The 25,092-nt window shown below is 73.4% G+C and carries 21 protein-coding genes and 1 pseudogene; 13 read left to right on the top strand and 9 right to left on the bottom strand.

The genetic code is table 11. The annotated features are described in order from the left end of the window. Window positions 1-217: 217 nt before the first annotated feature. Window positions 218-1,072, bottom strand: coding sequence for a biotin--[acetyl-CoA-carboxylase] ligase (locus ACF089_RS12200; protein WP_392025247.1), 855 nt, complete (start codon window positions 1,070-1,072; stop codon window positions 218-220). A gap of 208 nt (window positions 1,073-1,280) precedes the next feature. Between ACF089_RS12200 and ACF089_RS12195 the strand changes: the two genes are divergently transcribed. The 4 genes from ACF089_RS12195 to ACF089_RS12180 all read left to right on the top strand — a co-directional run bounded on the left by ACF089_RS12195 (window position 1,281) and on the right by ACF089_RS12180 (window position 4,056). Next, window positions 1,281-2,864, top strand: a complete 1,584-nt coding sequence (locus ACF089_RS12195; protein ID WP_392025245.1) for an acyl-CoA carboxylase subunit beta — start codon at window positions 1,281-1,283, stop codon at window positions 2,862-2,864. 34 nt (window positions 2,865-2,898) lie between these two features. Then, window positions 2,899-3,105: an acyl-CoA carboxylase epsilon subunit gene (locus ACF089_RS12190; protein WP_392025243.1), complete on the top strand. Its 207-nt coding sequence runs from the start codon at window positions 2,899-2,901 to the stop codon at window positions 3,103-3,105. 196 nt (window positions 3,106-3,301) lie between these two features. After that, complete coding sequence (gene mmpB / locus ACF089_RS12185; protein ID WP_344479140.1) at window positions 3,302-3,430, top strand: morphogenic membrane protein MmpB; 129 nt, start codon at window positions 3,302-3,304, stop codon at window positions 3,428-3,430. 20 nt (window positions 3,431-3,450) lie between these two features. After that, window positions 3,451-4,056 carry a Maf family protein gene (locus ACF089_RS12180; RefSeq protein WP_392025242.1) on the top strand — a complete coding sequence of 202 codons (606 nt, stop codon included), beginning with the start codon at window positions 3,451-3,453 and terminating at the stop codon, window positions 4,054-4,056. Window positions 4,057-4,146: 90 nt separating this feature from the next. Here the strand turns inward: ACF089_RS12180 and ACF089_RS12175 are convergent, their stop codons facing one another. Further along, entirely contained in the window at window positions 4,147-4,581 is a 435-nt protein-coding gene (locus ACF089_RS12175; RefSeq protein ID WP_392025241.1) for a hypothetical protein, read from the bottom strand. A 382-nt stretch (window positions 4,582-4,963) separates the two neighbouring features. On the opposite strand from ACF089_RS12175, the gene ACF089_RS12170 reads away from it, so the two are divergent. Together ACF089_RS12170 and ACF089_RS12165 are read left to right on the top strand one after the other, a co-directional pair. Continuing rightward, the gene (locus tag ACF089_RS12170; RefSeq protein WP_392025240.1) at window positions 4,964-6,718 is read left to right on the top strand and encodes an acetyl/propionyl/methylcrotonyl-CoA carboxylase subunit alpha; all 1,755 of its coding nucleotides are present in this window, start codon (window positions 4,964-4,966) and stop codon (window positions 6,716-6,718) included. A 155-nt stretch (window positions 6,719-6,873) separates the two neighbouring features. Next, a complete protein-coding gene (locus ACF089_RS12165; RefSeq protein ID WP_392025239.1) occupies window positions 6,874-7,479 on the top strand; it encodes a TetR/AcrR family transcriptional regulator in 606 nt (201 codons plus the stop codon). Between the two features lie 99 nt (window positions 7,480-7,578). Here the strand turns inward: ACF089_RS12165 and ACF089_RS12160 are convergent, their stop codons facing one another. Next, entirely contained in the window at window positions 7,579-8,559 is a 981-nt protein-coding gene (locus tag ACF089_RS12160; RefSeq protein ID WP_392025720.1) for a DeoR/GlpR family DNA-binding transcription regulator, read from the bottom strand. A gap of 232 nt (window positions 8,560-8,791) precedes the next feature. Next, on the bottom strand, window positions 8,792-10,231 hold the full coding sequence (locus tag ACF089_RS12155; RefSeq protein ID WP_392025238.1) for an NAD(P)H-quinone dehydrogenase: 1,440 nt from the start codon (window positions 10,229-10,231) through the stop codon (window positions 8,792-8,794). A 216-nt stretch (window positions 10,232-10,447) separates the two neighbouring features. On the opposite strand from ACF089_RS12155, the gene ACF089_RS12150 reads away from it, so the two are divergent. The 3 genes from ACF089_RS12150 (at window position 10,448) to ACF089_RS12140 (ending at window position 13,902) form a co-directional block, all read left to right on the top strand. Then, window positions 10,448-10,885 (top strand): gamma-glutamylcyclotransferase, encoded by a 438-nt coding sequence (locus ACF089_RS12150; protein WP_351082125.1) that lies wholly within the window; start codon window positions 10,448-10,450, stop codon window positions 10,883-10,885. Between the two features lie 349 nt (window positions 10,886-11,234). Next, entirely contained in the window at window positions 11,235-12,065 is an 831-nt protein-coding gene (locus ACF089_RS12145; protein ID WP_392025236.1) for a purine-nucleoside phosphorylase, read from the top strand. Window positions 12,066-12,237: 172 nt separating this feature from the next. Then, on the top strand, window positions 12,238-13,902 hold the full coding sequence (locus ACF089_RS12140; RefSeq protein WP_392025234.1) for a phospho-sugar mutase: 1,665 nt from the start codon (window positions 12,238-12,240) through the stop codon (window positions 13,900-13,902). A gap of 100 nt (window positions 13,903-14,002) precedes the next feature. Here ACF089_RS12140 and ACF089_RS12135 read toward each other — a convergent pair whose 3' ends face one another. Then, the gene (locus ACF089_RS12135) at window positions 14,003-16,342 is read right to left on the bottom strand and encodes an NACHT domain-containing protein (protein WP_392025233.1); all 2,340 of its coding nucleotides are present in this window, start codon (window positions 16,340-16,342) and stop codon (window positions 14,003-14,005) included. Between the two features lie 535 nt (window positions 16,343-16,877). Between ACF089_RS12135 and ACF089_RS12130 the strand changes: the two genes are divergently transcribed. Beyond that, window positions 16,878-18,095: a hypothetical protein gene (locus ACF089_RS12130; RefSeq protein WP_392025231.1), complete on the top strand. Its 1,218-nt coding sequence runs from the start codon at window positions 16,878-16,880 to the stop codon at window positions 18,093-18,095. Between the two features lie 41 nt (window positions 18,096-18,136). On the opposite strand, the gene ACF089_RS12125 is transcribed toward ACF089_RS12130, so the two are convergent. The 4 genes and pseudogenes from ACF089_RS12125 to ACF089_RS12110 form a co-directional block, all read right to left on the bottom strand. Continuing rightward, the gene (locus ACF089_RS12125; RefSeq protein ID WP_392025230.1) at window positions 18,137-18,751 is read right to left on the bottom strand and encodes a PH domain-containing protein; all 615 of its coding nucleotides are present in this window, start codon (window positions 18,749-18,751) and stop codon (window positions 18,137-18,139) included. A gap of 118 nt (window positions 18,752-18,869) precedes the next feature. Then, the gene (locus tag ACF089_RS12120; protein WP_392025719.1) at window positions 18,870-19,235 is read right to left on the bottom strand and encodes a hypothetical protein; all 366 of its coding nucleotides are present in this window, start codon (window positions 19,233-19,235) and stop codon (window positions 18,870-18,872) included. A gap of 171 nt (window positions 19,236-19,406) precedes the next feature. Continuing rightward, a pseudogene (locus ACF089_RS12115) lies at window positions 19,407-19,850 on the bottom strand (GNAT family N-acetyltransferase); the annotation flags it as partial. A gap of 24 nt (window positions 19,851-19,874) precedes the next feature. Further along, on the bottom strand, window positions 19,875-21,251 hold the full coding sequence (locus ACF089_RS12110; protein ID WP_392025228.1) for a hypothetical protein: 1,377 nt from the start codon (window positions 21,249-21,251) through the stop codon (window positions 19,875-19,877). A gap of 291 nt (window positions 21,252-21,542) precedes the next feature. Here ACF089_RS12110 and ACF089_RS12105 point away from each other — a divergent pair, with 291 nt between their 5' ends. From ACF089_RS12105 to ACF089_RS12095, 3 genes are all read left to right on the top strand, one after another. After that, on the top strand, window positions 21,543-21,956 hold the full coding sequence (locus ACF089_RS12105) for an ATP-binding protein (RefSeq protein WP_392025226.1): 414 nt from the start codon (window positions 21,543-21,545) through the stop codon (window positions 21,954-21,956). A gap of 702 nt (window positions 21,957-22,658) precedes the next feature. Continuing rightward, entirely contained in the window at window positions 22,659-23,609 is a 951-nt protein-coding gene (gene deoC, locus ACF089_RS12100; protein WP_392025717.1) for a deoxyribose-phosphate aldolase, read from the top strand. Window positions 23,610-23,615: 6 nt separating this feature from the next. After that, on the top strand, window positions 23,616-25,091 hold the full coding sequence (locus tag ACF089_RS12095) for an aldehyde dehydrogenase family protein (RefSeq protein WP_392025224.1): 1,476 nt from the start codon (window positions 23,616-23,618) through the stop codon (window positions 25,089-25,091). The last annotated feature ends 1 nt before the right edge of the window (window position 25,092 follow it).

The following is a 25,092-nucleotide window of genomic DNA, read 5'->3' as shown; positions in this document are numbered from 1 at the left end:
CGGGTCGGCGGCCCCTCTCGGCCCGGAGGCGGGGCCGAACGCGCCGGAAGTGGAGTCGTCGCCGGTCACCAGCCGCCTCCTGCCCGTTCCCTGCGCACTGTCCTGCCGTTCTCGATCTATCCCTCGACCGCCTCAACGATACGGCAGGTGTGCCCTGGCTCACGTCCTCGTCACGCCTCGGTTTCATCCGGCGGCGCGCGGCGGGGCGGCGGCCCGCTCAGCCCGCCGGGCGCAGATGGACGATGTCCCCCGCGCCGACCGCCTGCCGTTCCCCGTCCTCCGGGGCGATCACGAGCCGTCCGTCCCCGTCCAGCGCCACCGCCTCCCCGGTCACCGAACGCCCGCCGGGCAGCTCCGCCCGTACCGCCCGGCCCAGCGTCGCGCAGCCCGCCGCGTACGTCCGCTGCACCTCGGAGAGGGCCGGGTCGCCGCCCGCCTCGCGCCAGCGGCCGTACCACTGCTCCAGGGAGCGCAGCACGGCCCGCAGCAGCGGGTCGCGGTCGGTGGAGACCGCGTCGGCCAGGGCGAGCGAGCCCGCCGTCGGGACCGGAAGCTCGTCGGCACGGAGGGTGACATTGACGCCGATGCCGATGATCACCGCGTCGTCGCCGGCCCGCTCGGCGAGGATTCCGCCGGCCTTGCGCTCCTCGCCGTCGACCTTCACCAGCAGATCGTTGGGCCATTTGAGGGAGGTGTCGACGCCCGCGGAGCGGCTGAGCCCGGTGGCCGCGGCGAGACCGGCGAGCAGCGGGAGCCAGCCCCAGCGCTCGACCGGCACCCCGGGGCCGGGGCGCAGCACGACGGAGAGGAAGATCCCCGAGCGCGGGGGCGCGGTCCAGGTCCGGTCGAGCCGCCCCCGTCCGGCGGTCTGCTCCTCGGCGACGAGCACCGCGCCCTCGGTGAGCGGGGTGCGCCGGACCAGATCGGAGTTGGTGGAGCCGGTCGCGGCGACCACGTCGAACGAGGTCCACAGGCCGCCCGGGCGGATCAGGGCGCGGCGCAGCACCGTGGTGTTCAGGGGCGGCCGGTCCAGGTCGGACCAGCGGCCGGGGGGCGCATTCTCTGGCGTCATGCAAGCCAGGTTAGGTGTGTCAAAGACCGCACTGCCGAACCGTATACGCGCCGATACTCTACGAATCAGCAGCCCAGCAGCCCAGTCCCTCGCAGGGCGGGCGACCGTCCCGCCGCGAATTCCGCCCACCAGCGCCCGGCCACCGCGCCGGCCGCTCAGCCGCTCGGCCGCCCCCCGGCGGCCGACCAGCCAGGGGAGCCGCATCCCGATGTCCGAGCCGGAACAGACCGACCTGCACACCACCGCCGGGAAGATCGCGGATCTTCGGCGCCGCACCCATGAGGCCACTCACGCCGGTTCCGCCCGCGCGGTGGAGAAGCAGCACGCCAAGGGCAAGCTGACCGCCCGCGAGCGGATCGACCTGCTGCTGGACGAGGGCTCGTTCGTGGAGCTGGACGAGCTGGCCCGGCACCGCTCCACCGATTTCGGGCTGGAACGGACCCGGCCGTACGGGGACGGTGTGGTCACCGGCTACGGCACGGTCGACGGCCGTCCGGTCGCGGTCTTCTCGCAGGACTTCACGGTCTTCGGCGGGGCGCTCGGCGAGGTCTACGGGCAGAAGATCATCAAGGTGATGGACTTCGCGCTGAAGACCGGCTGTCCGGTGGTGGGGATCAACGACTCGGGCGGCGCGCGGATCCAGGAGGGGGTGAGCGCGCTGGGGATGTACGGCGAGATCTTCCGCCGCAACACCCACGCCTCCGGGGTGATCCCGCAGATCTCGCTGGTGGTGGGCCCGTGCGCGGGCGGCGCCGTCTACTCCCCCGCGATCACCGATTTCACGGTGATGGTGGACGGGACCTCGCACATGTTCATCACGGGCCCGGACGTCATCAAGACGGTCACCGGCGAGGACGTCGGCTTCGAGGCGCTGGGCGGGGCCCGGACGCACAACACCACCTCGGGTGTGGCGCACCATCTGGCGGGCGAGGAGAAGGACGCCGTCGAGTTCGTCAAGTCCCTGCTCTCCTATCTCCCGTCGAACAATCTCTCCGAGCCGCCCGCCTTCCCGGAGGAGGCCGATCTCGGTCCCACCGAGGAGGACCGGGAGCTGGACGTCCTCGTCCCGGACAGCGCGAATCAGCCCTACGACATCCGCGCGGTCGTGGAGCGGGTGCTGGACGACGGCGAGTTCCTGGAGACGCAGTCGCTCTTCGCGCCGAACATCGTCACCGGCTTCGGCCGGGTGGAGGGCTTTCCGGTCGGGATCGTCGCCAATCAGCCGATGCAGTTCGCGGGCTGTCTCGACATCAACGCCTCCGAGAAGGCCGCGCGGTTCGTTCGCACCTGCGACGCCTTCAATGTGCCGGTGCTGACCTTCGTGGACGTGCCGGGGTTCCTGCCCGGGGTGGACCAGGAGTACGGCGGGATCATCCGCCGGGGCGCAAAGCTGATCTACGCCTACGCGGAGGCGACCGTTCCGCTGATCACGGTGATCACCCGGAAGGCCTTCGGCGGCGCGTACGACGTGATGGGCTCCAAGCATCTGGGGGCCGATCTCAATCTCGCCTGGCCGACCGCGCAGATCGCGGTGATGGGCGCGCAGGGCGCGGTGAACATCCTGCACCGGCGGACGATCGCGGAGGCCGAGGACCCGGAGGCGGCGCGGGCCGAGCTGATCCGGACGTACGAGGACACGCTCCTCAATCCGTACACGGCGGCCGAGCGCGGCTATGTGGACGCGGTGATCATGCCGTCGGACACCCGGGCGCAGATCGTGCGGGGGCTGCGGCAGCTGCGGACGAAGCGGGAGAGCCTGCCGCCGAAGAAGCACGGCAACATCCCGCTGTGACCGGCCGGCGACCGACCACCCAGGAGGCAGGACGATGATCAAGGTCGTACGGGGCAATCCGACCCCGGAGGAGCTGGCCGCCGCCCTGGCGGTGGTGCGGGCGCGCGCGGCGGCGGCTGCGGGCGCCGAGCCGGGCGCGGCGAGCGGGCCGGAGCAGTGGTCGGACCCGGCGCGGATCGCCCGGAACCGCCGTCCGCTGCCGGGGCCGCGCGCCTGGGCCCGTACCTACTGGCCGGTATAGGGACGGCCCCGGGCGGCCCCGGGCGGGACGGTTCCGGTCGGTCCCGCGCGGGACGGTTCCGGTCGGTCCCGCGCGGGACGGTCGCGATCGGTCCCGGGCGGCGCCCGGCAGCTCTCGCGGTGTGCCGGAGGCCACTGTCCCGGTTGAGTACCCGTACTCAGGCGCGGCCGTGGGCCGGGGCCGCAGTATCGAGGACATGCTGTGGTCGGACCCGGAGAACGAGCCCCCCGAGGAACTGCGCGAGACGCAGGCGATGATGCGCCGCGCCGGCCTGTTGCTGGCGCTCGCCATGGTGCTGGGGATGTTCGTGGTCGGTCTGCGCTGAGCGCCGCCTACCATGGCGGCATGACCGCCCGAACCCCCCGCCTGGTCCTCGCCTCCGCCTCCCCCGCCCGGCTGCGTCTGCTGCGCGACGCCGGATTCGCGCCCGAGGTGATCGTCAGCGGTGTCGACGAGGACGCCCTGAGCGCCCCGACGCCCGCCGAGCTGGCCCTGGTGCTGGCCGAGGCCAAGGCCGCCGTGGTGGCCGCCCGTCCGGAGGCGGCCGGCGCCCTGGTCATCGGCTGCGACTCGGTCCTCGAACTGGACGGCGAGGCGCTCGGCAAGCCGGCCGACGCGGAGGAGGCCACGGCCCGCTGGAAGGCGATGCGCGGGCGCTCGGGCGTGCTGCAGACCGGCCATTGCGTCACCGACACCGCCACCGGCCGGATCGCGTCCGCGACCGCGTCCACGACGGTCCGCTTCGGCGAGCCCACGGACGCGGAGATCGCCGCCTATGTCGCGAGCGGCGAACCGCTGCACGTGGCGGGCGCGTTCACGCTGGACGGCCGCTCGGCGCCGTTCATCGACGGGATCGACGGCGACCCCGGCAATGTGATCGGGCTGTCGCTGCCGCTGCTGCGGGCGCTGCTGGCCGAGCTGGACCGCTCGGTCACCGAACTCTGGGTCTGAGCGGCCGCGCGGACCGCCGACCGGGCCGGACACCGGACACCGGCGGCGGGGAGACCCGACCGCCCGGCCGTGCGGCCGAGGAGCCCGCGCTCAGGCCGAGAGGGCCTCGGGGGCCGTGCCCCGCCCCTCGGCGGCGCGCTTCCCGTAGAGCACCGGCACGGCCAGCGCCGCGCCCATCCCCACCATGAGCACGGCGAACGCGGTCCACCCCACCGGGCCCACCGCCACCGCGCCCAGCACCCCGTGCACCACCGCCGCCGCGATCAGCAGCGCCCGGCCCGGCCGGCCCGGCGCCCGGTCCCGTATCCCGGCCAGCAGCGACACCAGGGCGCACCCGGCCAGGAAGAGCCCCGTGGCGGCTCCGGCGGCCCAGGTCCCGGCGGCCGTCGCGGCCGGGTCGAGACCGTCCAGCGACATGCTCTGGCCGTCCACGAAGGTCGCGAGGATCCCGTGGATCACCACCAGGCCGACGGCCTCCACGAGCAGGACGAGCGCGGCCGCGAAGGCCGCCGGTCTGCGCGCCACGGCGCCCCACCCCTCTGTCGCCGCACGGACGTGCCGATGACAGCGCGCACGCTACTCACTGGTAAACCCCGCCACAAGAGTCCCGGCACGCCGTGGTCCGGCCCGTGCCACGGCGGGCCCCGCCGCAAAGAATCATTCGCCCGTTCGTAGGGACTCCACAAAGAAACACGTCCGGCCGCAGGGCTCTCGAACAGAGACCTGCACCGCTCGACAGGGCTAGTCTGCGAGGTGAATACCCGTCGTACCGTGGTGCGACAAGGGATTTTCGTGACTTGCGCGAGCCTCGAATCACGCTCCGTGTGGGCAAGCTCACCAATGGGGACGGGTCGTAAGGCCGTGTCGGCAGTCCCTAAACTCAGCTTGTTCCAAGGAGGGAGCCATCGTGCGCAAGGTGCTCATCGCCAACCGTGGCGAAATCGCTGTCCGCGTTGCCCGTGCCTGCCGGGACGCCGGGATCGCGAGCGTAGCCGTCTACGCCGATCCGGACCGGGACGCGCTGCATGTCCGCGCGGCGGACGAGGCGTTCGCCCTGGGCGGTGACACTCCGGCCGCCAGCTATCTCGACATGGCCAAGGTACTGCAGGCCGCGAAGGACTCCGGCGCGGACGCCGTCCACCCCGGATACGGCTTCCTCTCCGAGAACGCGGAGTTCGCCCAGGCCGTCATCGACGCCGGGCTGACGTGGATCGGCCCGCCGCCGTCCGCGATCCGCGATCTGGGTGACAAGGTCGCCGCCCGGCACATCGCCCAGCGCGCGGGGGCCCCGCTCGTCGCGGGCACCCCCGACCCGGTCTCCGGCGCGGACGAGGTCGTCGAGTTCGCCCGCGAGCACGGGCTGCCGATCGCCATCAAGGCGGCCTTCGGCGGCGGCGGCCGGGGTCTGAAGGTCGCCCGCACCCTCGAAGAGGTGCCGGAGCTGTACGACTCGGCGGTCCGCGAGGCCGTCGCCGCCTTCGGCCGGGGCGAGTGCTTCGTCGAGCGCTATCTCGACAAGCCCCGGCATGTGGAGACCCAGTGCCTGGCCGACCAGCACGGCAATGTCGTGGTCGTCTCCACCCGTGACTGCTCCCTCCAGCGCCGCCACCAGAAGCTGGTCGAGGAGGCCCCGGCCCCGTTCCTGTCCGAGGCGCAGAACGCGGAGCTGTACGCCGCCTCCAAGGCCATCCTCAAGGAGGCGGGCTACGCGGGCGCGGGCACCGTCGAGTTCCTCGTCGGGGTCGACGGCACGATCTCCTTCCTGGAGGTCAACACCCGTCTGCAGGTGGAGCACCCGGTCACCGAAGAGGTCACCGGCATCGACCTGGTGCGCGAGATGTTCCGGATCGCCGACGGCGAGGAGCTGGGTTACGACGACCCGCCGGTGCGCGGTCACTCCTTCGAGTTCCGTATCAACGGCGAGGACCCGGGCCGGGGCTTCCTGCCCGCGCCCGGCACGGTGACCGTGTTCAACCCGCCGACCGGCCCCGGCGTCCGGCTGGACGCGGGCGTCGAGTCCGGCAGCGTGATCGGCCCGGCGTGGGACTCGCTCCTCGCCAAGCTGGTCGTCACCGGCGCCACCCGCGAGCAGGCGCTCCAGCGCGCCGCCCGCGCGCTGAACGAGTTCACGGTCGAGGGCATGGCCACCGCCATCCCCTTCCACCGCGCCGTGGTCGTCGACCCCGCGTTCACCGCCGACCCGTTCCGGATCCACACCCGGTGGATCGAGACCGAGTTCGTCAACGAGATCCCCGCCTTCGCCGCGACGGCCGACGCCGAGACCGACGAGGAGCCGGGCCGGGAGACGGTCGTGGTCGAGGTGGGCGGCAAGCGCCTGGAGGTCTCGCTGCCGTCCTCGCTCGGCATGACGCTGGCCCGCACCGGCCTGGCGGCGGGCGCGCGGCCCAAGCGGCGCGCCGCGAAGAAGTCCGCCTCCGCCGCCTCGGGCGACACCCTCGCCTCCCCCATGCAGGGGACGATCGTGAAGATCGCCGTCGAGGAGGGCCAGGAGGTCCAGGAGGGCGATCTGATCGTCGTCCTGGAGGCCATGAAGATGGAGCAGCCCCTCAACGCCCACCGGGCGGGCACCGTCAAGGGACTGAGCGCCGAGGTCGGCGCGTCCGTCTCGTCCGGCGCGACCATCTGCGAGATCAAGGACTGAGCCACCGCTCCCCCTGTCTCCGGGAAGGGGCCCGCACGGCCGGTGCACACCGGTCGCGGCGGGCCCCTTCCGCCGTTCCGTCCGGGGCGCGGCCCCGGCGGTGGCATCCTGTGAGCCTGGCGGGAGACCGGACGGCTCCAGGGAGGACCCGCGCGATGGCGATCAGTACGGTGACGGGCTCGGCCCGCCCCATGCGGGCCGATGCCCGCCGCAACTACGAACGGCTGCTGACCGAGGCCCGGGCCGTCTTCGCGGCCCGGGGCACCGATGCCTCGCTGGAGGAGATCGCCCGGCGCTCGGGCGTCGGCATCGGCACGCTCTACCGGCACTTCCCCAACCGCCAGGCGGTGATGAACGCGGTCTTCCAGGACGCCGTGGACGCGCTGCTGGACCGCTCGGACGAACTGGCCCGCTCGGAACGGCCGTGCCGGGCGCTCATCGAGTGGCTGCGGGCGCTCATCACCCACGCCAGTGAGTACCGGGGCCTGTCGGGGGCGCTGATGTCGGCCTCGCAGGACGAGAGTTCGGCGCTCTCGCAGTGCTGTGTGCCGCTGTACGAGGCAGGGGACCGGCTGCTGGGCAGGGCGCGGGAGAGCGGCGCGGTGCGCGGGGACGTCTCGGTCGGCGATCTGATGCAGCTGACCAACGCGATCGCGCTGGCCGCCGAGCAGACCCCGGACGATCCGGGCCTCCCCGACCGGCTGCTGACCCTGACCCTCAGGGGCCTTCAGCCGGACCGCCCGCAGCCGGCGGCGCCCTGACGGGCTCCGCCCGGCCCGCCGGGCCGCCGCACAGGGCGTCCGGAAGCCGTGGGCGGCCCCGCACCCGCCCGGGGGCGGCCCCGGGCCGTACGGAGCCGCTCAGCGGCGGCGCATGTCGGCCATCCGGGCGCTGCGCTCCACCGCTCCCGCACCGGTCCCCGCGCCCGGCTCCAGCCCGCCCGCCGGATTGAGCCGGGCCGGACCGGGACCGGCCCCGCCCCGGGTGCGGCGCTGCCCCGGCAGGGGTACGTCGCGGCGGGGCGGGCGGCCCGGGGCGGTGTCGGTGTCGCCCGGCGGGGCGGACGGCGGCGGGGCGGAGGCGGCCGAGGAGGCTCCCGTACCCGCCACCGCGATCTGCACCCCCTGGTCGGCCAGCGCCTGTAGCTCGGTGGCCGCCCGGTCGTCGTGCGCGGGCGGCTCGTCCGTGACCAGTCGGGTGATGACGTCGGTGGGGACGGTCTGGAACATCGTGTCGGCGCCGAGCTTGGTGTGGTCCGCGAGGACCACGACCTCCGCCGCCGCCTGCACCAGCGCCCGGTCGACGCTCGCCGAGAGCATGTTGGAGGTGGACAGACCGCGTTCGGCGGTCAGCCCGCTGCCGGACAGGAAGGCGCGGGAGACCCGCAGCCCCTGGAGGGACTGCTCCGCCCCGCTGCCCACCAGCGCGTAGTTGGAGCCGCGCAGCGTGCCCCCGGTCATGACGACTTCGACCCGGTTGGCGTGGGCGAGCGCCTGGGCGACGAGCAGGGAGTTGGTGACGACGGTCAGTCCGGGCACCCTGGCCAGCCTGCGGGCCAGCTCCTGGGTGGTGGTGCCCGCGCCGACGACGATGGCCTCGCCCTCTTCGACGAGGCTCGCGGCGAGATCGGCGATGGCCGTCTTCTCCGCGGTGGCGGACAGGGACTTCTGCGGAAAGCCGGACTCCCGGGTGAATCCGCCCGGGAGTACCGCACCGCCGTGCCGGCGGTCGAGGAGTCCTTCGGCCTCCAGCGCCCGCACATCCCGCCGTACGGTCACTTCGGAGGTCTGGACGACGCGGGCGAGCTCACGGAGCGACACGGCCCCGTTGGCGCGCACCATTTCAAGGATCAGTTGGCGACGTTCTGCAGCGAACACGAAACTGACAGTAACCTGAGCGGCCGATAGTTTTCAGCAGTATGCGCCGAATAACAAGTAATGCGCTCACCCTGGTGCGTCAAGTGGTATGAGAGAGCGCCGGACCCGGTACCGGAACGATCACGGACCGGGCCGGACGCCCGGCCTCCGAGGGGCATCGGCCACCTCGCGCCGGGCGCTCGCGGACCCTTCGCGCTCAGCCCTCGCCGGTCGCCTTGCGGGTGTGCAACTGCCGCGCCACCTCGGCGATCGACCCCGACAGGGAGGGGTAGACGGTGAAGGCGTTGGCGATCTGCTCGACGGTCAGATTGTTGTCGACCGCGATCGAGATCGGGTGGATCAGCTCACTCGCGCGGGGGGCGACCACACAGCCGCCGACCACGATCCCGGTGCCGGGCCGACAGAAGATCTTCACAAAACCGTCCCGAATGCCCTGCATCTTCGCGCGGGGGTTGCGCAGCAGCGGCAGCTTGACGACCCGGGCGTCGATCGTGCCCGCGTCCACGTCCGCCTGGGTGTAGCCGACGGTCGCGATCTCCGGGTCGGTGAAGACGTTGGAGGAGACGGTCTTCAGATTCAGCGGGGTGACCGCGTCGCCCAGGAAGTGGTACATCGCGATCCGGCCCTGCATGGCCGCCACCGACGCGAGCGCGAAGACCCCGGTGACGTCGCCGGCCGCGTACACGCCCGGGGCGCTGGTGCGGGAGACCCGGTCGGTCAGGATGTGCCCGGAGTCCTTGAGCCGTACGCCGGCCTCCTCCAGACCCATGCCCGCGGTGTTGGGGATCGCGCCGACCGCCATCAGACAGTGCGAGCCGGAGATGACCCGGCCGTCGGAGAGGGTGACCTCCACCCGGTCGCCGACCCGCTTGGCGGACTCGGCGCGGGAGCGGGCCATGACGTTCATCCCGCGGCGGCGGAAGACGTCCTCCAGGACGGCGGCCGCGTCCGGGTCCTCGCCGGGGAGCACCCGGTCGCGGGAGGAGACGAGGGTGACCCGGGAGCCCAGGGCCTGATAGGCCCCAGCGAACTCGGCGCCGGTGACTCCGGAGCCGACGACGATCAGTTCCTCGGGCAGTTCGTCCAGGTCGTAGACCTGGGTCCAGTTCAGGATCCGCTCCCCGTCGGGCAGCGCGTCCGGGATCTCGCGCGGGTGGCCGCCGGTGGCGATCAGCACGGCGTCGGCGACGAGGGTCTCCTCGGCGCCGTCCGCGGCGCGCACGACCACCTTGCGGGAGCCGTCCGTGGCCTGGCGGCCGTCCAGCCGGCCCCGGCCGCGCACCACGCGGGCGCCGGCCCGGGTGACGGAGGCGGTGATGTCGTGCGACTGGGCGAGCGCGAGCCGCTTCACCCTCCGGTTGACCTTGCCGAGGTCCACGCCCACGACCCGGGCGCTCTGCTCCATCGGCGGGGTGTCGTCGGCGACGATGATGCCGAGCTCTTCGTAGGACGAGTCGAAGGTGGTCATCACCTCGGCCGTGGCGATGAGGGTCTTGGAGGGCACGCAGTCGGTCAGCACGGACGCGCCGCCGAGGCCGTCGCAGTCGACGACGGTCACCTCCGCGCCGAGTTGGGCGCCCACCAGGGCCGCCTCGTATCCGCCGGGTCCGCCGCCGATGATCACGATCCGGGTCACAGGGGTTACGCCTCGCGCTCTCATTGCTGCCGGGTGGGCCGGGCGGGTGTGTGTCCCCCGCCGGGTTCTCCCACTGGGGGGCTGGAGTACGTACCCCATTGTCCCGCACGCTTCAACTTGCTCGCCCCCGGGGGCTCCATTCGGTGTTCGGGGCCTCCCACGGGCGACCACGTCGCGCAGGGCGACCACCCGGGCCCCTCCCGTACCCTCAATCCCATGTCGCTCTACGCCGCGTACGCCGGCAACCTCGACGCGCGGCTGATGACCCGCCGCGCACCGCACTCCCCGCTGCGCGGCACGGGCTGGCTCAACGGCTGGCGGCTGACCTTCGGCGGCGAGCAGATGGGCTGGGAGGGCGCGCTGGCCACGGTCGTGGAGGCGCCGCGCTCCCAGGTCTTCGTCGCGCTCTACGACATCGCCCCGATGGACGAGGACTCGATGGACCGCTGGGAGGGCGTCGGGCTCGACATCTACCGCCGCATGCGGGTGAGGGTGCACACCCTCGACGGCGAGGAGCCCGCCTGGATGTACGTCCTGAACGGCTACGAGGGCGGGCTCCCCTCCGCCCGCTACCTCGGCGAGATCGCCGACGCGGCCGAATCCGCCGGCGCCCCCCACGACTACGTCATGGAACTCCGCAAACGCCCCTGCTGACTCCCGCCCATCCCCGCCCCGGCCCGAGGCACCCCGGCCCGCCCCGGCCCGAGGCACACCCCGGCCCACTCAAGCCCCGCAGCAAAACCAAGCCCCGCCGGCGATTGAGGCGCGCCCGTGGCCGCACCACACCCGACCACCCCAGCAAAACCAAGCCCCGCCGGCGATTGAGGCGCGTCCCCGTGGCCGCACCACCGAGGCGCGCCCCCCGTGCCCCCGGGCACCCCCCGTTCACCCACCCAGCCCCACCCCACCCCACAACCTTCGTCGGAAACGACAAGACAACGATCCGAGGACCGTACGCCGCTGCATCTACGCGCGTAGGGAATCACCGGTTACCCTCATTCGCGTGAACGCACATGTGAATCCGGACCTCGACGGCGCAACCGCCGACCCCCACCAGACGGCCGGTGCCGCCGCCGCGCGACTGCGCGAGCTGACCGGCGCCGAGACGCACGACGTAGCCCTGGTGATGGGCTCGGGCTGGGCCCCCGCCGTGGACGCGCTCGGCGCGCCCGAGGCTGAGTTCCCGGTCACCGAACTGCCCGGCTTCCCGGCCCCCGCCGTCCAGGGCCACGGCGGCACGGTCCGCTCGTACCGCATCGGCGACAAGCGGACCCTGGTCTTCCTGGGCCGTACGCACTACTACGAGGGCCGCGGCGTCGCCGCCGTCGCCCACGGTGTGCGCACCGCCGTCGCCGCGGGCTGCAAGACGGTCGTGCTGACCAACGGCTGCGGCGGTCTGCGCGACGGCATGCGCCCGGGCCAGCCGGTGCTCATCAGCGACCACATCAACCTCACCGCCACCTCGCCGATCGTCGGCGCGAACTTCGTCGACCTCACCGACCTGTACTCGCCGCGGCTGCGCGCGCTGTGCAAGGAGATCGACTCCTCCCTCGAAGAGGGCGTGTACGTCCAGTTCCCCGGCCCGCACTACGAGACGCCCGCCGAGATCAACATGGTCCGGGTGCTCGGCGGCGACCTGGTCGGCATGTCCACCGTCCTGGAGGCCATCGCGGCCCGTGAGGCGGGCGCGGAGGTGCTCGGCATCTCCCTGGTCACCAATCTGGCCGCGGGCCTGTCGGGTGAGCCGCTGAACCACGAGGAAGTCCTCCAGGCCGGCCGGGACTCGGCCGCGCGGATGGGCGAGCTGCTGACCAGGGTCCTGTCGCGGCTCTGAGCGACCCCGCCGGGCGGGCCGACCGCCCGCCCGGCGAGACCCGCCCGCCCCGCGCGGGCAGCCCCCGGGAGGGCCCTCGCGGCGAGCCCCGGGGAAAGGCTTCACCGTGCCCGGGCCCGCCCCGGGCATCCGGCGACACGTGCCCGGACGGACGAAGGGCACCTTGGGACACATGGACACGAGAGGCGGAGCGACCGTGCAGCAGGACCTCATCGCGCGGGCCCGGACATGGCTGGCCGAGGACCCGGACCCGCACACCCGGGACGAACTCGGCGGGCTGATCGAGGCGGGCGACCTGGACGAGCTGGCCGCCCGGTTCGCCGGGACGCTCCAGTTCGGCACCGCGGGACTCCGCGGCGAGCTGGGCGCGGGCCCCATGCGGATGAACCGTTCCGTGGTGATCCGCGCCGCCGCCGGTCTCGCCGCCCATCTGAAGGCGAAGGGCGAGGGCGACGGCCTCGTCGTCATCGGCTACGACGCCCGTCACATGTCGGCCGACTTCGCCCGGGACACCGCCGCGGTGATGGTCGGCGCCGGCCTGCGCGCCGCCGTGCTGCCGCGCCCGCTCCCCACCCCCGTGCTCGCCTTCGCCATAAGGCTGCTGGGGGCCGTGGCCGGGGTCGAGGTCACCGCCAGCCACAATCCGCCGCGCGACAACGGCTACAAGGTCTATCTCGGCGACGGCTCCCAGATCGTGCCGCCCACCGACGCGGAGATCGCCGCCGAGATCGACGCGATCGTCTCGCTGCACGACGTGCCCCGCGCCGACTCCGGCTGGGAGACCCTGGACGACAGCGTCCTGGACGCCTATCTGGCCCGTACGGACGCGGTGCTCACCGCGGGCTCCCCGCGCACGGCCGAGGTGGTCTACACGGCCATGCACGGCGTCGGCAAGGACGTGCTGACGGCGGCCTTCGCCCGGGCCGGCTTCCCCGCCCCCACCCTGGTGGCGGAGCAGGCGGAGCCCGATCCGGAGTTCCCGACGGTCGCGTTCCCCAATCCTGAGGAGCCGGGCGCGATGGACCTCGCGTTCGCGACCGCCCGCCGGGCCCGCCCCGACATCGTGATCGCCAACGACCCGGACGCGGACCGCTGCGCGGTCGCCGTCCCCGACGGCGGCGACTGGCGGATGCTCCGCGGCGACGAGGTCGGCGCGCTCCTCGCCGCCCATCTGGTCCGCGCGGGCGCGCGGGGCACCTTCGCCGAGTCGATCGTCTCCTCCTCCCTGCTGGGCCGGATCGCCGAGGCGGCGGGCCTGGGGTACGAGGAGACGCTGACGGGCTTCAAGTGGATCGCCCGCGTCGAGGATCTGCGGTACGGCTACGAGGAGGCGCTCGGCTACTGCGTCGACCCCGAGGGCGTGCGCGACAAGGACGGCATCACCGCCGCGCTGCTCGTCGCGGAGCTGGCGTCCGTCCTCAAGGAGGAGGGCCGCACGCTCACGGACCTCCTCGACGACCTCGCGGTGGAGCACGGTCTGCACGCCACGGACCAGCTCTCGGTGCGGGTCGAGGACCTGGGCGTCATCGCGGACGCCATGAAGGCCCTGCGCACCCGGCCGCCGGAGTCCCTCGCCGGGCTTGCGGTGACCGGCGCGGAGGACCTGAGCCGGGGCAGCGAGGCGCTGCCGCCGACGGACGGGCTGCGCTACTACCTGGACGGCGAGTACCGCGCCCGGGTGATCGTCCGTCCGAGCGGGACCGAGCCCAAGCTCAAGTGCTATCTGGAGGTCGTGGTCCCGGTCGCGTCCGCGAGCGGGCTGCCGGCGGCCCGGGAGCACGCGGCCCGGACGCTGGCCGTGATCAAGTCGGACCTGGCGGCGGCCGCGGGCATCTGAGACGTACCCGAGTACGCCCCGGTCCCGAGCGCGCGCAGCGCCCGGGGCCGGGGCGTCCGGCTGTCCGGCCGCCCCGGGGCGCGCTCGGGCGCGTGGTCCCTCACCCCTCGTGCCGGCCGAGACGGCGCTGCAGATCGATGTGGCGGAACTGGTAGACGGCTCCGACCTGCCGCAGCACTCCGCGGTGCTCGTGCGCGTCGCGCAGGAAGGCGAGCAGATCCCTCGGGACCTCGCGGCGCAGCACGAGAAGGCTCCGGGCCAGGACGACATGGGCCCACGCCGTCTGCCAGAGTCCGCTGACGATCCCGGCCGCGAGCCCGAGCCAGAGCGCGTTCGGGACCAGGGAGTCCGTCGCCCATTCGCCCGCCGTCGCCGCCGCCGTGAGTCCGATTCCGAACGCGGCGGCGAGTCCGACCGCGACGAAGGCCCGGCGGTCCTGGGCGAACTGTCTGCCCGGTCCGGTGGTGGAGGTGAGGGCGGGCGCCTCGGTGCGGAAGGCGAACGCGATCCAGACTCCCAGCCCGGACGCGATCCCGGCCGGGAGTCCGATCTCCGGGCGGAAGGCGATCGTCCCCCCGAGTCCGACGACCAGTCCGACCGCCGGACCGCTCACCAGGCCGCGGACCGACCAGCGCACCCTCGTACGCGGAGCGGGGAAGCCGGCCCCGCCGCCGAACGCGAACCCGTGGACCACGCCGACGGCCAGCGCGGCCGTGATCACGACCCAGAACACGCTGACGGCGTCGATCGTGCCGGGGTCGGCGAGCGCGACCGCGACTCCGGCCGCCGGTGCCCCGACCGGGCCGACCGCCGCCCAGCGAAGTCTCGTACGCGGGGCGGGAGGGCCCGCCCCGCCCCCGAACACCGACCCGAAGAACCATCCGACCGCCGATCCGACGGCGAGCCAGGCCGCGACCGCGACCGCGATCCTGGCCCCGGGCCGCAACGTGAACCCGTGCGTCAGCCCGTCCACGACCAGGGCCGTGATCCCGAAGGCGACCGCGAGGGTGGCCCCGAGCACGAGCCCGGCCAGCGCTCTGCGGAGCAGCGGCGGCAGCGCCCGGGGCAGCTCCCACCAGGCCAGGTCCGGGCTGCCCGCGCGCTCGTGCTCCAGGAACCGGGCGAGGAAGACGAAGGCGCGGTGGGCCTGTTCGGCGGTCCAGCGCGGGGGCCGGGCGCCGCCGGAGGCGTAGGCGGCCGGTATGAAGGCCTGGAACAGACGGGCGTCCACGGCGGCCCGGTCGGGGAAGGCGTCCGTGTCGCACAGCTCATCGGGGTGCGGGACGGCCTCGGGCCCCGGGGCGGCGTGGGGGCGGCGGTTGTAGACCGTACGGGCCAGGAACAGCCCCAGCGGGCTGCTCAGGGCCTGCCCGACCGGGGTGTCGGCCCCCAGCCGGGCGGCCACCGCGTCCCACCGGGCCGCGGCGGGGGCGTGCGGGCCGCCCGCGTCCCGGCGCAGATAGTCGGCGGCGGCCTCGGCGCCGAGCGGGAGGAGCTGGACGGCGGCCGCGCCGTTGAGCCGGACCGCGGCGTCCTGGCGGGTGACGGCGGCGCGGTAGGGGATCGCGCGGCAGGCCAGGACCATGGGCTGTTCGACGGAGAGCGCCCGGTTGAGGGCGTCGAGCGCAGGGGCGTGCCAGGCGGGCGGCAGTTCGTCGAGGCCGTCGAGGATGGGCAGGACACGGCCGGAGCCGATCAGGGCCTGGGCCAGATCGCCCGGCCCGCCCGCGGTGGCGAGGACCGGGCCCGGGGCGGGGCCGCGCAGTCCGGGGTGGGCGCGGCGGAGCTGTTCGGCAAGCCAGGTCTTCAGCGGCCGCCGGGGATCCCAGGAGGCCAGGGAGAAGAGCACGGGCACCGGGCCGCCGTCGGCGCGGCGCGCGGTCAGATCCTGGAGCAGGCGGATCAGCAGGGCGCTCTTGCCCGCGCCGGGCTCGCCCAGGATCACCATCCGCCGGGTGGGCACCCGGTCGGTGAACACCTCGGCGATGTCGGCCCACTGCCCGGCGAGCCCGGCGGCCCGCTCCGGCCAGTGCGCGGGCTCGCCGCCCGGTCCGCCGGGCCGGGCGCGGGCCAGCTCCGCCAGCTCCGGCCAGGGCTCGGCGAGATCGTCGTCCGCCGCCCGCCAGGCCACCGGCAGGGGGTAGGGATCGTTGCCCCGGCGGAGGGCGACCTCCTCGTCCCACTGGGCCCTGACCGCCGCCGCGAGCTGGTCGGCGACCGTGTCCAGATCGGCGGCCCCCGCCTCCGCCCGGTCGGCGCGGAAGGCCAGCCAGGCCAGATAGGCCGGGGCGAGGGTGGGCAGCAGCGCGGCGGCGGTCTGGGCCTCCGCCAGCTCGAAGAAGCGCCCCAGCCCCAGCGCGGCGGCGGCGCTCACCAGGAACAACAGCAGATACCGCACACCCACGCGCCCCGTGCCCGGGCCAGGCCCCCCGTGTCCCATACGGGCATCCTGCCCCACGCCGCCCGGCGACAAAGGCGTTCGGGAGGATCGGCGCACCCGCCGCCGGACCGCACGGACCGGCGCACCCGCCGCCGGACCGCACGAGCCGCACACCCGCCGCCGGACCGCACGAGCCGCACACCCACCGCCGGACCGCACGAGCCGCACACCCACCGCCGGACCCCGCGGGCTGGCGCACCCGCCGCCGGACCCCGCGGGTCGGCGCACCCGGCCGTCGGACCGCACGGGCGGCCCGTCCCGCGCCCCGGCGCACACCTCCCGTACCCCCGCGCACGCGCCGCCGGACCCCGCGCGCGGCCTTCCCCGTACCCCCGCGCGCTTCCGCCGCCCGCAGCCGTGCGCGCGCCCCTTCCTCGTACCCCCGCTCCCCCGAACAGCGCGCGGGCGGGCATCGCGCGCTCCCTCTCGTACGGGTGAATCTCCTGCGGCGTGGAGTCGGCGCGCTCCGCTCCCCCGGGCGGCCGGGCAATGGTGGCCCGGTACCGCCGCCGCCGAGCCCGAGGAGCAGCAGCCGTTGTCCCCCGCCGCGACCGCTCACGCCTTCGTCCCCGCCTCGCGCCGTGCCCGGAGCCGCAACCGGCCCGCCGGCGGCGGCGCGAGCGGGCCGCACGGCCGGCTGCTGGGCGCGCTGCGGCACGCCGGGCCCGCACTCACGGCGTATCTCGCCGTACGGCTGTGCGGGCTGCTGGTCCTGGCCCGGCTGGCGCACGCCCAGGGCCACGGCGTGTGGCCGACGCTGGCGGCGTCCTGGGACTCGAACTGGTATCTGGAGATCGCCGCCGACGGCTACGCGGACGCCCTCGGCACCCGGGTCAACGACAACAACCTCGCCTTCTTCCCGCTCTACCCGCTGCTGGTGCGCGCCCTCTCCGCGATCGCCCCCGGCTCGCCCGCCTCGGTGGGCCTGCTGCTCTCGGTCGGCTGCTCGTTCGCGGCGGCCTGGGGAGTCTTCGCGGTCGGCGACCGGCTGTACGGCCGCCGGGCGGGCACCCTGCTCACGGTGGTGTGGGCCACGCTGCCGGTGGCCGCCGTGCAGTGGATGGGCTATACGGAGTCGCTGTTCACGGCGTTGTCGGCCTGGGCGCTGTACGCGGTGCTGGCCGGCGGCTGGGGGTGGGCGGGGGCGCTCGCCTGTCTGGCCGGTCTGGCCCGCCCGACGGGCATCGCGGTGGCGGCCGCGGTGACCTGCGCCGCCCTCCTCTCCTGCCGCCGGACGCCGCGCGGCCGCCGCGCTCCGGCGGTCGTGGGCGCGGTGACGGCCCCGCTGGGCTGGCTGGCCTATGTGGCGTGGGTGGGGCTGCGGGTGGGCCGGTGGGACGGCTACTTCGCGGTGCAGCGGCTCTGGAAGAACGAGTGGGACGGCGGCCGGGCGACCCTGCTGGAGCTGCGCCAGCAGCTGCTCTACGCCGGCCGGACGCCGCTCTTCCTGCTGCTGGTCTCGGCGGTGCTGATCGTCTCGGCCGTGCTCTTCCTGCTCTGTCTGGCCGACCGTCAGCCGCTGCCGCTGCTCGTCTTCACGGGGGTGCTGCTGCTGGTGGTGCTGGGCAGCGCGGGCGTGTACTTCCCCCGCGCCCGCTTTCTGCTGCCCGGCTTCCCGCTGCTGCTGCCGGCGGCCCGCGCCCTGGCCGCCGCGCGCAGCCCGGCGGCGGTGGGGGTGGTGCTGGCGGCGGCCACGCTGCTGTCGGCGTGGGCGGGCGCGCACATGCTGCTGGTGTGGCACGGGCCGCCGTAGGCGCGGTCCGGGGCGGTGAGTGAGGGCTGCGGCCTCGGGCGCTATCCGACGGCGAAGAGGATCACGAGCAGGACCAGTCCGGCGACGGCGGGCGCGAACAGCTCGTACGCCCAGCGCACGCTGACCTCGCCCTGCGCGGAGGGGCTCTTCGCGTGGTGCTCGGCCAGCATCCGCATCTCGCGGATGGTCTGATCCGCCTGCGCGATCTTCGGCTGCTGCGCCGCGCTGTCGGTACGGCCCGGCTTGTCCCGCTTCATCTGCTGCCGGGCGGCGCGCTTGCGCTGCCGCAGCGACACGGGGACGGCCCAGAGCTGGTACTTGTCGCCGTCCTTGGTGAAGATCTCGCTCGAATATCCGGCGCGGACGTCCTCGACGACGCCCCACGGCAGCAGGACCGACCGGAACGGGTTCCGGATCCGCACCCGGTCGTCGTTGACGAAGACGGCGGGCCGCAGCGTGAACGCGATGATCACCGGCACCGCCAGCAGCACCGCGGCCACCGCGAACCACGGCGTCCGCCCGTCGCCCCGCACCACGGCGTCCCCGCCCAGCCACAGGGTGAGGCCGAGCAGCAGAACGCCACCGGCCATCCCGGCGGGCGAGCGGAAGACCCGATCGGCGTAGGAGGGCTCTGCGGGCGACTGCGAGCTGGTCATACCCCCGATTCTGCCCCACGCCCCGGGGGAGCCGCGCCCCGGGCGGACGGACCGGGGCCCGCGCTCCCGGACGGGCGGACGGACCGGGGCCCGCGCTCCCGGACGGACGGACCGCCGGTCAGCGGGCTCCCGGGTCGATCGGTTCCGGTACGGACTTCTCGACGGCCTCGAAGAGGTCCGAGTCCGTCTGCCGCCGCCACTCCGGGAGATCCGCCCAGTCCGCCACCTGTCCGGGCTTCGGCTCCCCGAGACGCCGATACGTCTGGGCTATCCAGCACAGGGCGACATACCGCCCCTTCTGCTCCCGGGTGAGCCGCGCCGCGCTCCCCCCGCTCGCCCGCAGGAACTCCCGTACCTGCTCGTACACCGCCACGGCGGCCTCCCGCTCCCACTGCGGGCGCTCCTCCCACGGCGTCGCGCACCCGGGTCCGGGCTCGCCGGGGAAGTGGCCGCGGACGCCGGCGATCCAGGTCTCGTGGAACAGCCGCGCGCCCTCGGTCCGCGCCGCTCCCGCTCCGGCTCCGGCTCCGGCGGGTCCGGCGCCCCGTCCCGACTCCCACTCCTCGCGGAGGATCCCGTGGACGACGGAGTCCCGCCACGCGCCGCGCACCAGCACATGGCCGCGGATCAGGCCCTCCTCCGCCATCCCGGCCGCGAGGAGCGTCCGTTCCGAATCGGTGTTGGACGGGGCCCGCGCCGCCCAGACCCGGTGAAGGTCCAGCCGCTCGAAGGCGAGGGAGAACAGCAGCCGGACGGTCTCCCTGCCGTACCCCGCCCCCCACGAGTCGGGGTTCAGGGCGAATCCGATCGTGGCGGCGCGCGGCTGGTGCGGGTCGAGGGCGAGACGGGCGAACCCGATCAGCCTTCCGCCGGCGCGCTCGACGACGGCGAGCGCGTACTCCTCGCGCGGAATTCGCGCCGCCGAGGCGACGGACCGGGAAACGATGTCCTCGACCTCCGGGCGGGAGCGAGGGGTGAAGCTCAGATGCCGGGTGGCCTCCGCGCTGCCGTAGATGGCGAACACGGCGTCCGTGTCGCCCTCGGAGGCGGTCAGTTCGCGGAGGCTGAGGCGCGCGTCGTCACACGTGACCGGATGCATGCGGGGGACCCTATCCCCCGCCCCCTACGTCGGCATGACGAGTGTCGGACGACTGCTGAACGCCGCGATCTCCTCGCGGAGTTCCCGGGCGGTGAGTACATCGCGGGACGGGCCCTGAAGCAGCGAGGCGCGGACGCGCTGGACCGAGCGGATGATGCCCGCGTTGCGCTGGCCCGGCGGCAGATCGAGGACCGGCTGGACCGCCTCCACCGCCCCCTCCAGATCGCCGGTGTAGAGCCGGGCGAGCGCGAGATCCGACTGGACGCCGGCCTGGTCGCCGAAGGCCCAGTGCGGATGGCCGGGGTCGCTGAAGCCCCGCGCCGCCTCCTCCGCGCGCCGCACCAGGCTCGCGTCCCCCTCGGGGAACGAGCCGAGGCCCAGCAGCACCGACGCCTCCACGCTGTAGTACGCCTGCCGGATCCGGGGGAAGAGGAAGTTGCCGCCCAGCGCGTCCAGATCGTCGGGGACGCAGCGGTCCCGCAGCTCCTCCGCCCGCCGGTTCGCCGCGACGACCGTCTCCGCGTCGCCGAGCAGCGCCGCCGCGCGGGCTTCGAGCCCCGCGAGCCATACGGTCACACTGCCCCGGAGCCCGTCGGCCGCGGTCACGCCCTTCCGGGCGTAGTGCACGGCGTCCTCCGGCCGGTCGGCCCAGTACGAGATCAATGACTGGAGCCCGCGAATCCACGCGCTCATGCCCACATGCTCCGCCTGGGCGGCACAGACCGCGGCGGTACGGGCCTGCATCATCGCCGACTGGGGATCGCCGAGGTCATGACTCGCCTTGGCCAGCATTCCGGACTCCAGCGCCGCCAGAAAATAGAGGTCCCGGGTCTGCGAGGGCCGGGCCTGGCCGCTTTCGAGCAGCCGGAACGTAACATCCTGAATATTTGTCAGATCGTCCAGAACCGAACCCAGCGGAACGCGAATATAAACCTCGGCGATACGACGAACCTCATCCTGAAGGTAGCCCAGGGTCTCCAGACCGACTTCATTCCGTTCCGCCGCCATGGCGAATCGGATTGCGCGTCGTGCGGCCATAGCTGTGTGCCTTCCCATCCATTCCAAATCCGCGCCAGGATCGGCGGGGAGTTCGCTGATCGGCGCGCCTGCGCCGGGCTCCGGCATCGGGACGGCACATGACTCCGCGGCCGGCACTTCGGCCAGGAGTTGTGTGATCGGCCGTCGGAATAGGTGAGCGAGTACGCGTCTCGCGTCGTTCTGCGGTGTCACCTTGCCGAAGTACCAGCGCTCGAACGTGCTCTCCGAGAGGGTGAGCGTCGCGAGAGAGCAGTCACCCGTCTCCCGGGCCAGCACCTGTGCGGCCAGCCGGTACTGGTGAGCGAAGGTCTTGTATTCGTTCCAGCCCTGCTGGTCGATCAGGACCCGGAGAAGTGTGACCATCATTCCCCCTCTGGGGCGTGTCCGGCGCGTCGCGAAGACACTACGACCGCGCCCGAGCCCTTTGGCCGGGTCAGCGGTGAATCATGCGATCTGACTCAACTCTGACGGGAGTCTGGCCGAACCGCATCCCCCCAACCACACCTATATGAGGCGCGTTTGACGGTGGATCTGGGCCTGGCTCGATTGCGACGATCCCAGGGCACACGGCTCTTCGCGGGCCGAGTCGTCATTCCGTGCCCATCATGCCTCAACTGCAATTGTTCGGCGGACAGTTGAGCGAGCGGAGGACCCATGTCGCCCGTCTCAGACACTCATCGGGACATCAGGCTCAATCTACGCCTGACCGTGGAGCCCTCGGAGATCGGCGGAATTCGTCACATCGTCATACAGCAACTCGCCGAATGGGAATGCACGGCGATCGTCGATGATGTGGTTCTGGTCGTCGGAGAGCTGCTGGCGAATGTCCACGCGCACGCGGAGGGCGTCTGCGGGCTCACCGTGGAGCGCCGGGGCGAGCGGCTGGTCGTCCGGGTGAGCGACACCGTGATGACGCCGCCCGCGCTGCGGGCGGGGTCGGGGTCGACGGAGACCGGGCGGGGGCTGGTACTGATCGACGCGCTCACCGAGCACTGGGAGACCACCATCACCTCCACCGGCAAAGTCATCACCTGCACCTTCACCACCCCCACCCCACCCCCCACCTGACCGGCGCTCAAGGACAAACCCGGCGCCCACACCCAGCCCGTCCGGCGATTGAGGACGAACCCGCACCCCAGGAACGGCGCACCGGACCAACCCCCCGAGCCCCGGCAGCCCGCCGCACCCCCACCCACCTCACCGCCCGACCGGGGCTCCGCCCCGCCCCCCGCGCCTCAAACGCCGGCGAGGCTGAAAAGCAAAACCAGCCCGCCCGGCAGACGACCCAGCGCCCGCACTTCCAGCCCGCCCGGCATTCGAGGACGGACCCGGGATCCCACACCCGGCCCGCCCGGGGACGAACCAACGCCCGCACTTCCAGCCCACCCGGCGCTCAAGGAAAGACCCGGCACCCCACACCCGGCCCGCCCGGCGCTCAAGGACAAACCCGGCACCCACACCCAGCCCGTCCGGCGATTGAGGACGAACCCGCACCCCCGGAAGCCCGCGCCAAAACACCCACCACCCGCCCGGCGGACAACCCCGAGGCGCGCCCACCCCCACGACACCCCCGCGAAGCACAACCCCAGCCCGTCCGGCGATTGAGGACAGCCCCGCACCCCAGGAACGGCGCACCGCCCCAAGCCCCCGGGCCCAGGCTCCCCGGCCCCCGGGCCCCCGAGCACAAGGCCCCCCGGGTGACCCCCACCACCCCACCCCCACACCCCCTATACACGCCGCTACGCGCGTAGATATGCTCGAGTGGTGAGCATGCCCACCGCACCCGCATCCGCCCTCCCGGAGGTCACCGCCTCCGACCAGGCCCTCCGTCGCTTTCTGCACGGGCTCCCCGGGGTCGACCCCGTCGGGCTCGAAGCCCGGGCCGCGTCGCTCGGGACGCGTTCGATCAAGGCCGACGCCAAGGCGTACGCCATCGATCTCGCGATCTCGATGATCGACCTCACCACCCTCGAAGGCGCCGACACCCCCGGCAAGGTCCGGTCGCTCGCCGCCAAGGCCGTGCGCCCCGACCCGACCGACCGGACCTCCCCCGCCACCGCCGCCGTCTGCGTCTATCCGGACATGGTCGCCACGGCGAAGGCCGCCCTGAAGGGCTCGGACGTCAAGGTCGCCTCCGTCGCCACCGCCTTCCCGGCCGGCCGCGCCTCCCTCGACGTGAAGCTCGCGGACACCCGTGACGCCGTCGCCGCCGGGGCCGACGAGATCGACATGGTCATCGACCGGGGCGCGTTCCTCGCGGGCCGGTATCTGAAGGTGTACGAGGAGATCCGGGCCGTGAAGGAGGCCTCGGGCGACGCCCGCCTGAAGGTCATCTTCGAGACCGGCGAGCTGTCGACGTACGACAACATCCGCCGCGCCTCGTGGCTCGGCATGCTCGCGGGTGCGGACTTCATCAAGACCTCGACGGGCAAGGTCGCGGTCAACGCGACCCCGGCGAACACCCTCCTCATGCTGGAGGCCGTCCGCGACTTCCGGCGGCAGACCGGGGTACAGATCGGGGTGAAGCCCGCGGGCGGCATCCGGACCAGCAAGGACGCGATCAAGTTCCTCGTCCTCGTCAACGAGACCGCGGGCGCCGACTGGCTGGACAACCACTGGTTCCGCTTCGGCGCCTCCAGCCTGCTCAACGATCTGCTGATGCAGCGCCAGAAGCTGGCCACCGGCCGCTACTCCGGCCCCGACTACGTAACCGTGGACTGAGCGGACATGACTACAGAGACCTCACCGGCCAACCCCTTCGCGTACGCGCCGGCGCCCGAATCCCGCGCGATCGTCGACATCGCGCCCTCGTACGGCCTCTTCATCGACGGAGAGTTCACCGAGTCGAGCGGCCAGGACCGCGCCAAGACCCTCTCCCCCGCCACCGAGGAAGTCCTCGCCGAGTACACCCAGGCCAACGCCGAGGATGTGGACCGGGCAGTCAGGGCCGCCCGGAAGGCGTTCGAGAAGTGGTCGGCGCTGCCCGGCTCGGAGCGGGCGAAGTATCTGTTCCGGATCGCCCGGATCATCCAGGAGCGCAGCCGTGAGCTGGCCGTCCTGGAGACCCTGGACAACGGAAAGCCGATCCGGGAGACCCGTGACGCGGACCTCCCGCTGGTCGCGGCGCACTTCTTCTACTACGCGGGCTGGGCCGACAAGCTCGGTCACGCCGGCTTCGGCCCGAACCCGCGCCCGCTGGGCGTCGCGGGCCAGGTCATCCCGTGGAACTTCCCGCTGCTGATGCTGGCGTGGAAGATCGCCCCGGCGCTGGCGACCGGCAACACCGTCGTGCTGAAGCCCGCCGAGACGACCCCGCTCTCCGCGCTCTTCTTCGCGGACATCTGCCGCCAGGCAGGTCTGCCGAAGGGCGTCGTCAACATCGTGACCGGCGACGGCCGCACCGGTGAGGCCCTGGTGGCGCACCCGGGCGTCGACAAGGTGGCGTTCACCGGCTCCACCGCCGTCGGCAAGGCCATCGCCCGGCAGATCGCGGGCACGGACAAGCGCGTCACCCTGGAGCTGGGCGGCAAGGGCGCCAACATCGTCTTCGACGACGCCCCCGTCGACCAGGCGGTCGAGGGCATCGTCAACGGCATCTTCTTCAACCAGGGCCAGGTCTGCTGCGCGGGCTCCCGGCTGCTGGTCCAGGAGTCGATCCAGGACGAGCTGCTGGACTCGCTCAAGCGCCGGCTGGCCACGCTGCGGCTGGGCGACCCGCTGGACAAGAACACCGACATCGGCGCGATCAACTCCGCCGAGCAGCTCGCCCGGATCACCGCGCTCGCCGACACCGGCGAGGCGGAGGGCGCCGAGCGCTGGTCCGCGCCGTGCGAGCTGCCGTCGGCCGGCTACTGGTTCGCGCCGACGCTCTTCACCGGCGTCACCCAGGCGCACACGGTGGCCCGGGACGAGATCTTCGGCCCGGTCCTCTCGGTGCTCTCCTTCCGCACCCCGGACGAGGCCGTCGCCAAGGCCAACAACAGCCAGTACGGGCTGTCGGCGGGCATCTGGACCGAGAAGGGCTCCCGGATGCTCGCGGTGGCGGGCAAGCTCCGGGCGGGCGTCGTCTGGGCGAACACCTTCAACAAATTCGACCCGACCTCGCCGTTCGGCGGCTACAAGGAGTCGGGCTTCGGCCGCGAGGGCGGCCGCCACGGCCTGGAGGCCTACCTCGCCCCGTCGACCCCGAAGGGCGAGCGCTGAT

This window comes from Streptomyces sp. NPDC014894, from assembly GCF_043080985.1.
Lineage (GTDB): Bacteria > Actinomycetota > Actinomycetes > Streptomycetales > Streptomycetaceae > Streptomyces.
This window is presented reverse-complemented; position numbering and strand designations above follow the sequence as displayed.

Coding starts and splice junctions, on each gene's coding strand:
- ACF089_RS12200 (WP_392025247.1), bottom strand. CDS start 1,072: ATGACGCCAGAGAATGCGCCCCCCGGCCGCTGGTCCGACCTGGACCGG.
- ACF089_RS12195 (WP_392025245.1), top strand. CDS start 1,281: ATGTCCGAGCCGGAACAGACCGACCTGCACACCACCGCCGGGAAGATC.
- ACF089_RS12190 (WP_392025243.1), top strand. CDS start 2,899: ATGATCAAGGTCGTACGGGGCAATCCGACCCCGGAGGAGCTGGCCGCC.
- mmpB (WP_344479140.1), top strand. CDS start 3,302: ATGCTGTGGTCGGACCCGGAGAACGAGCCCCCCGAGGAACTGCGCGAG.
- ACF089_RS12180 (WP_392025242.1), top strand. CDS start 3,451: ATGACCGCCCGAACCCCCCGCCTGGTCCTCGCCTCCGCCTCCCCCGCC.
- ACF089_RS12165 (WP_392025239.1), top strand. CDS start 6,874: ATGGCGATCAGTACGGTGACGGGCTCGGCCCGCCCCATGCGGGCCGAT.
- ACF089_RS12160 (WP_392025720.1), bottom strand. CDS start 8,559: ATGGTGCGCGCCAACGGGGCCGTGTCGCTCCGTGAGCTCGCCCGCGTC.
- ACF089_RS12150 (WP_351082125.1), top strand. CDS start 10,448: ATGTCGCTCTACGCCGCGTACGCCGGCAACCTCGACGCGCGGCTGATG.
- ACF089_RS12140 (WP_392025234.1), top strand. CDS start 12,238: ATGGACACGAGAGGCGGAGCGACCGTGCAGCAGGACCTCATCGCGCGG.
- ACF089_RS12135 (WP_392025233.1), bottom strand. CDS start 16,342: ATGGGACACGGGGGGCCTGGCCCGGGCACGGGGCGCGTGGGTGTGCGG.
- ACF089_RS12125 (WP_392025230.1), bottom strand. CDS start 18,751: ATGACCAGCTCGCAGTCGCCCGCAGAGCCCTCCTACGCCGATCGGGTC.
- ACF089_RS12110 (WP_392025228.1), bottom strand. CDS start 21,251: ATGGTCACACTTCTCCGGGTCCTGATCGACCAGCAGGGCTGGAACGAA.
- ACF089_RS12105 (WP_392025226.1), top strand. CDS start 21,543: ATGTCGCCCGTCTCAGACACTCATCGGGACATCAGGCTCAATCTACGC.
- deoC (WP_392025717.1), top strand. CDS start 22,659: ATGCCCACCGCACCCGCATCCGCCCTCCCGGAGGTCACCGCCTCCGAC.
- ACF089_RS12095 (WP_392025224.1), top strand. CDS start 23,616: ATGACTACAGAGACCTCACCGGCCAACCCCTTCGCGTACGCGCCGGCG.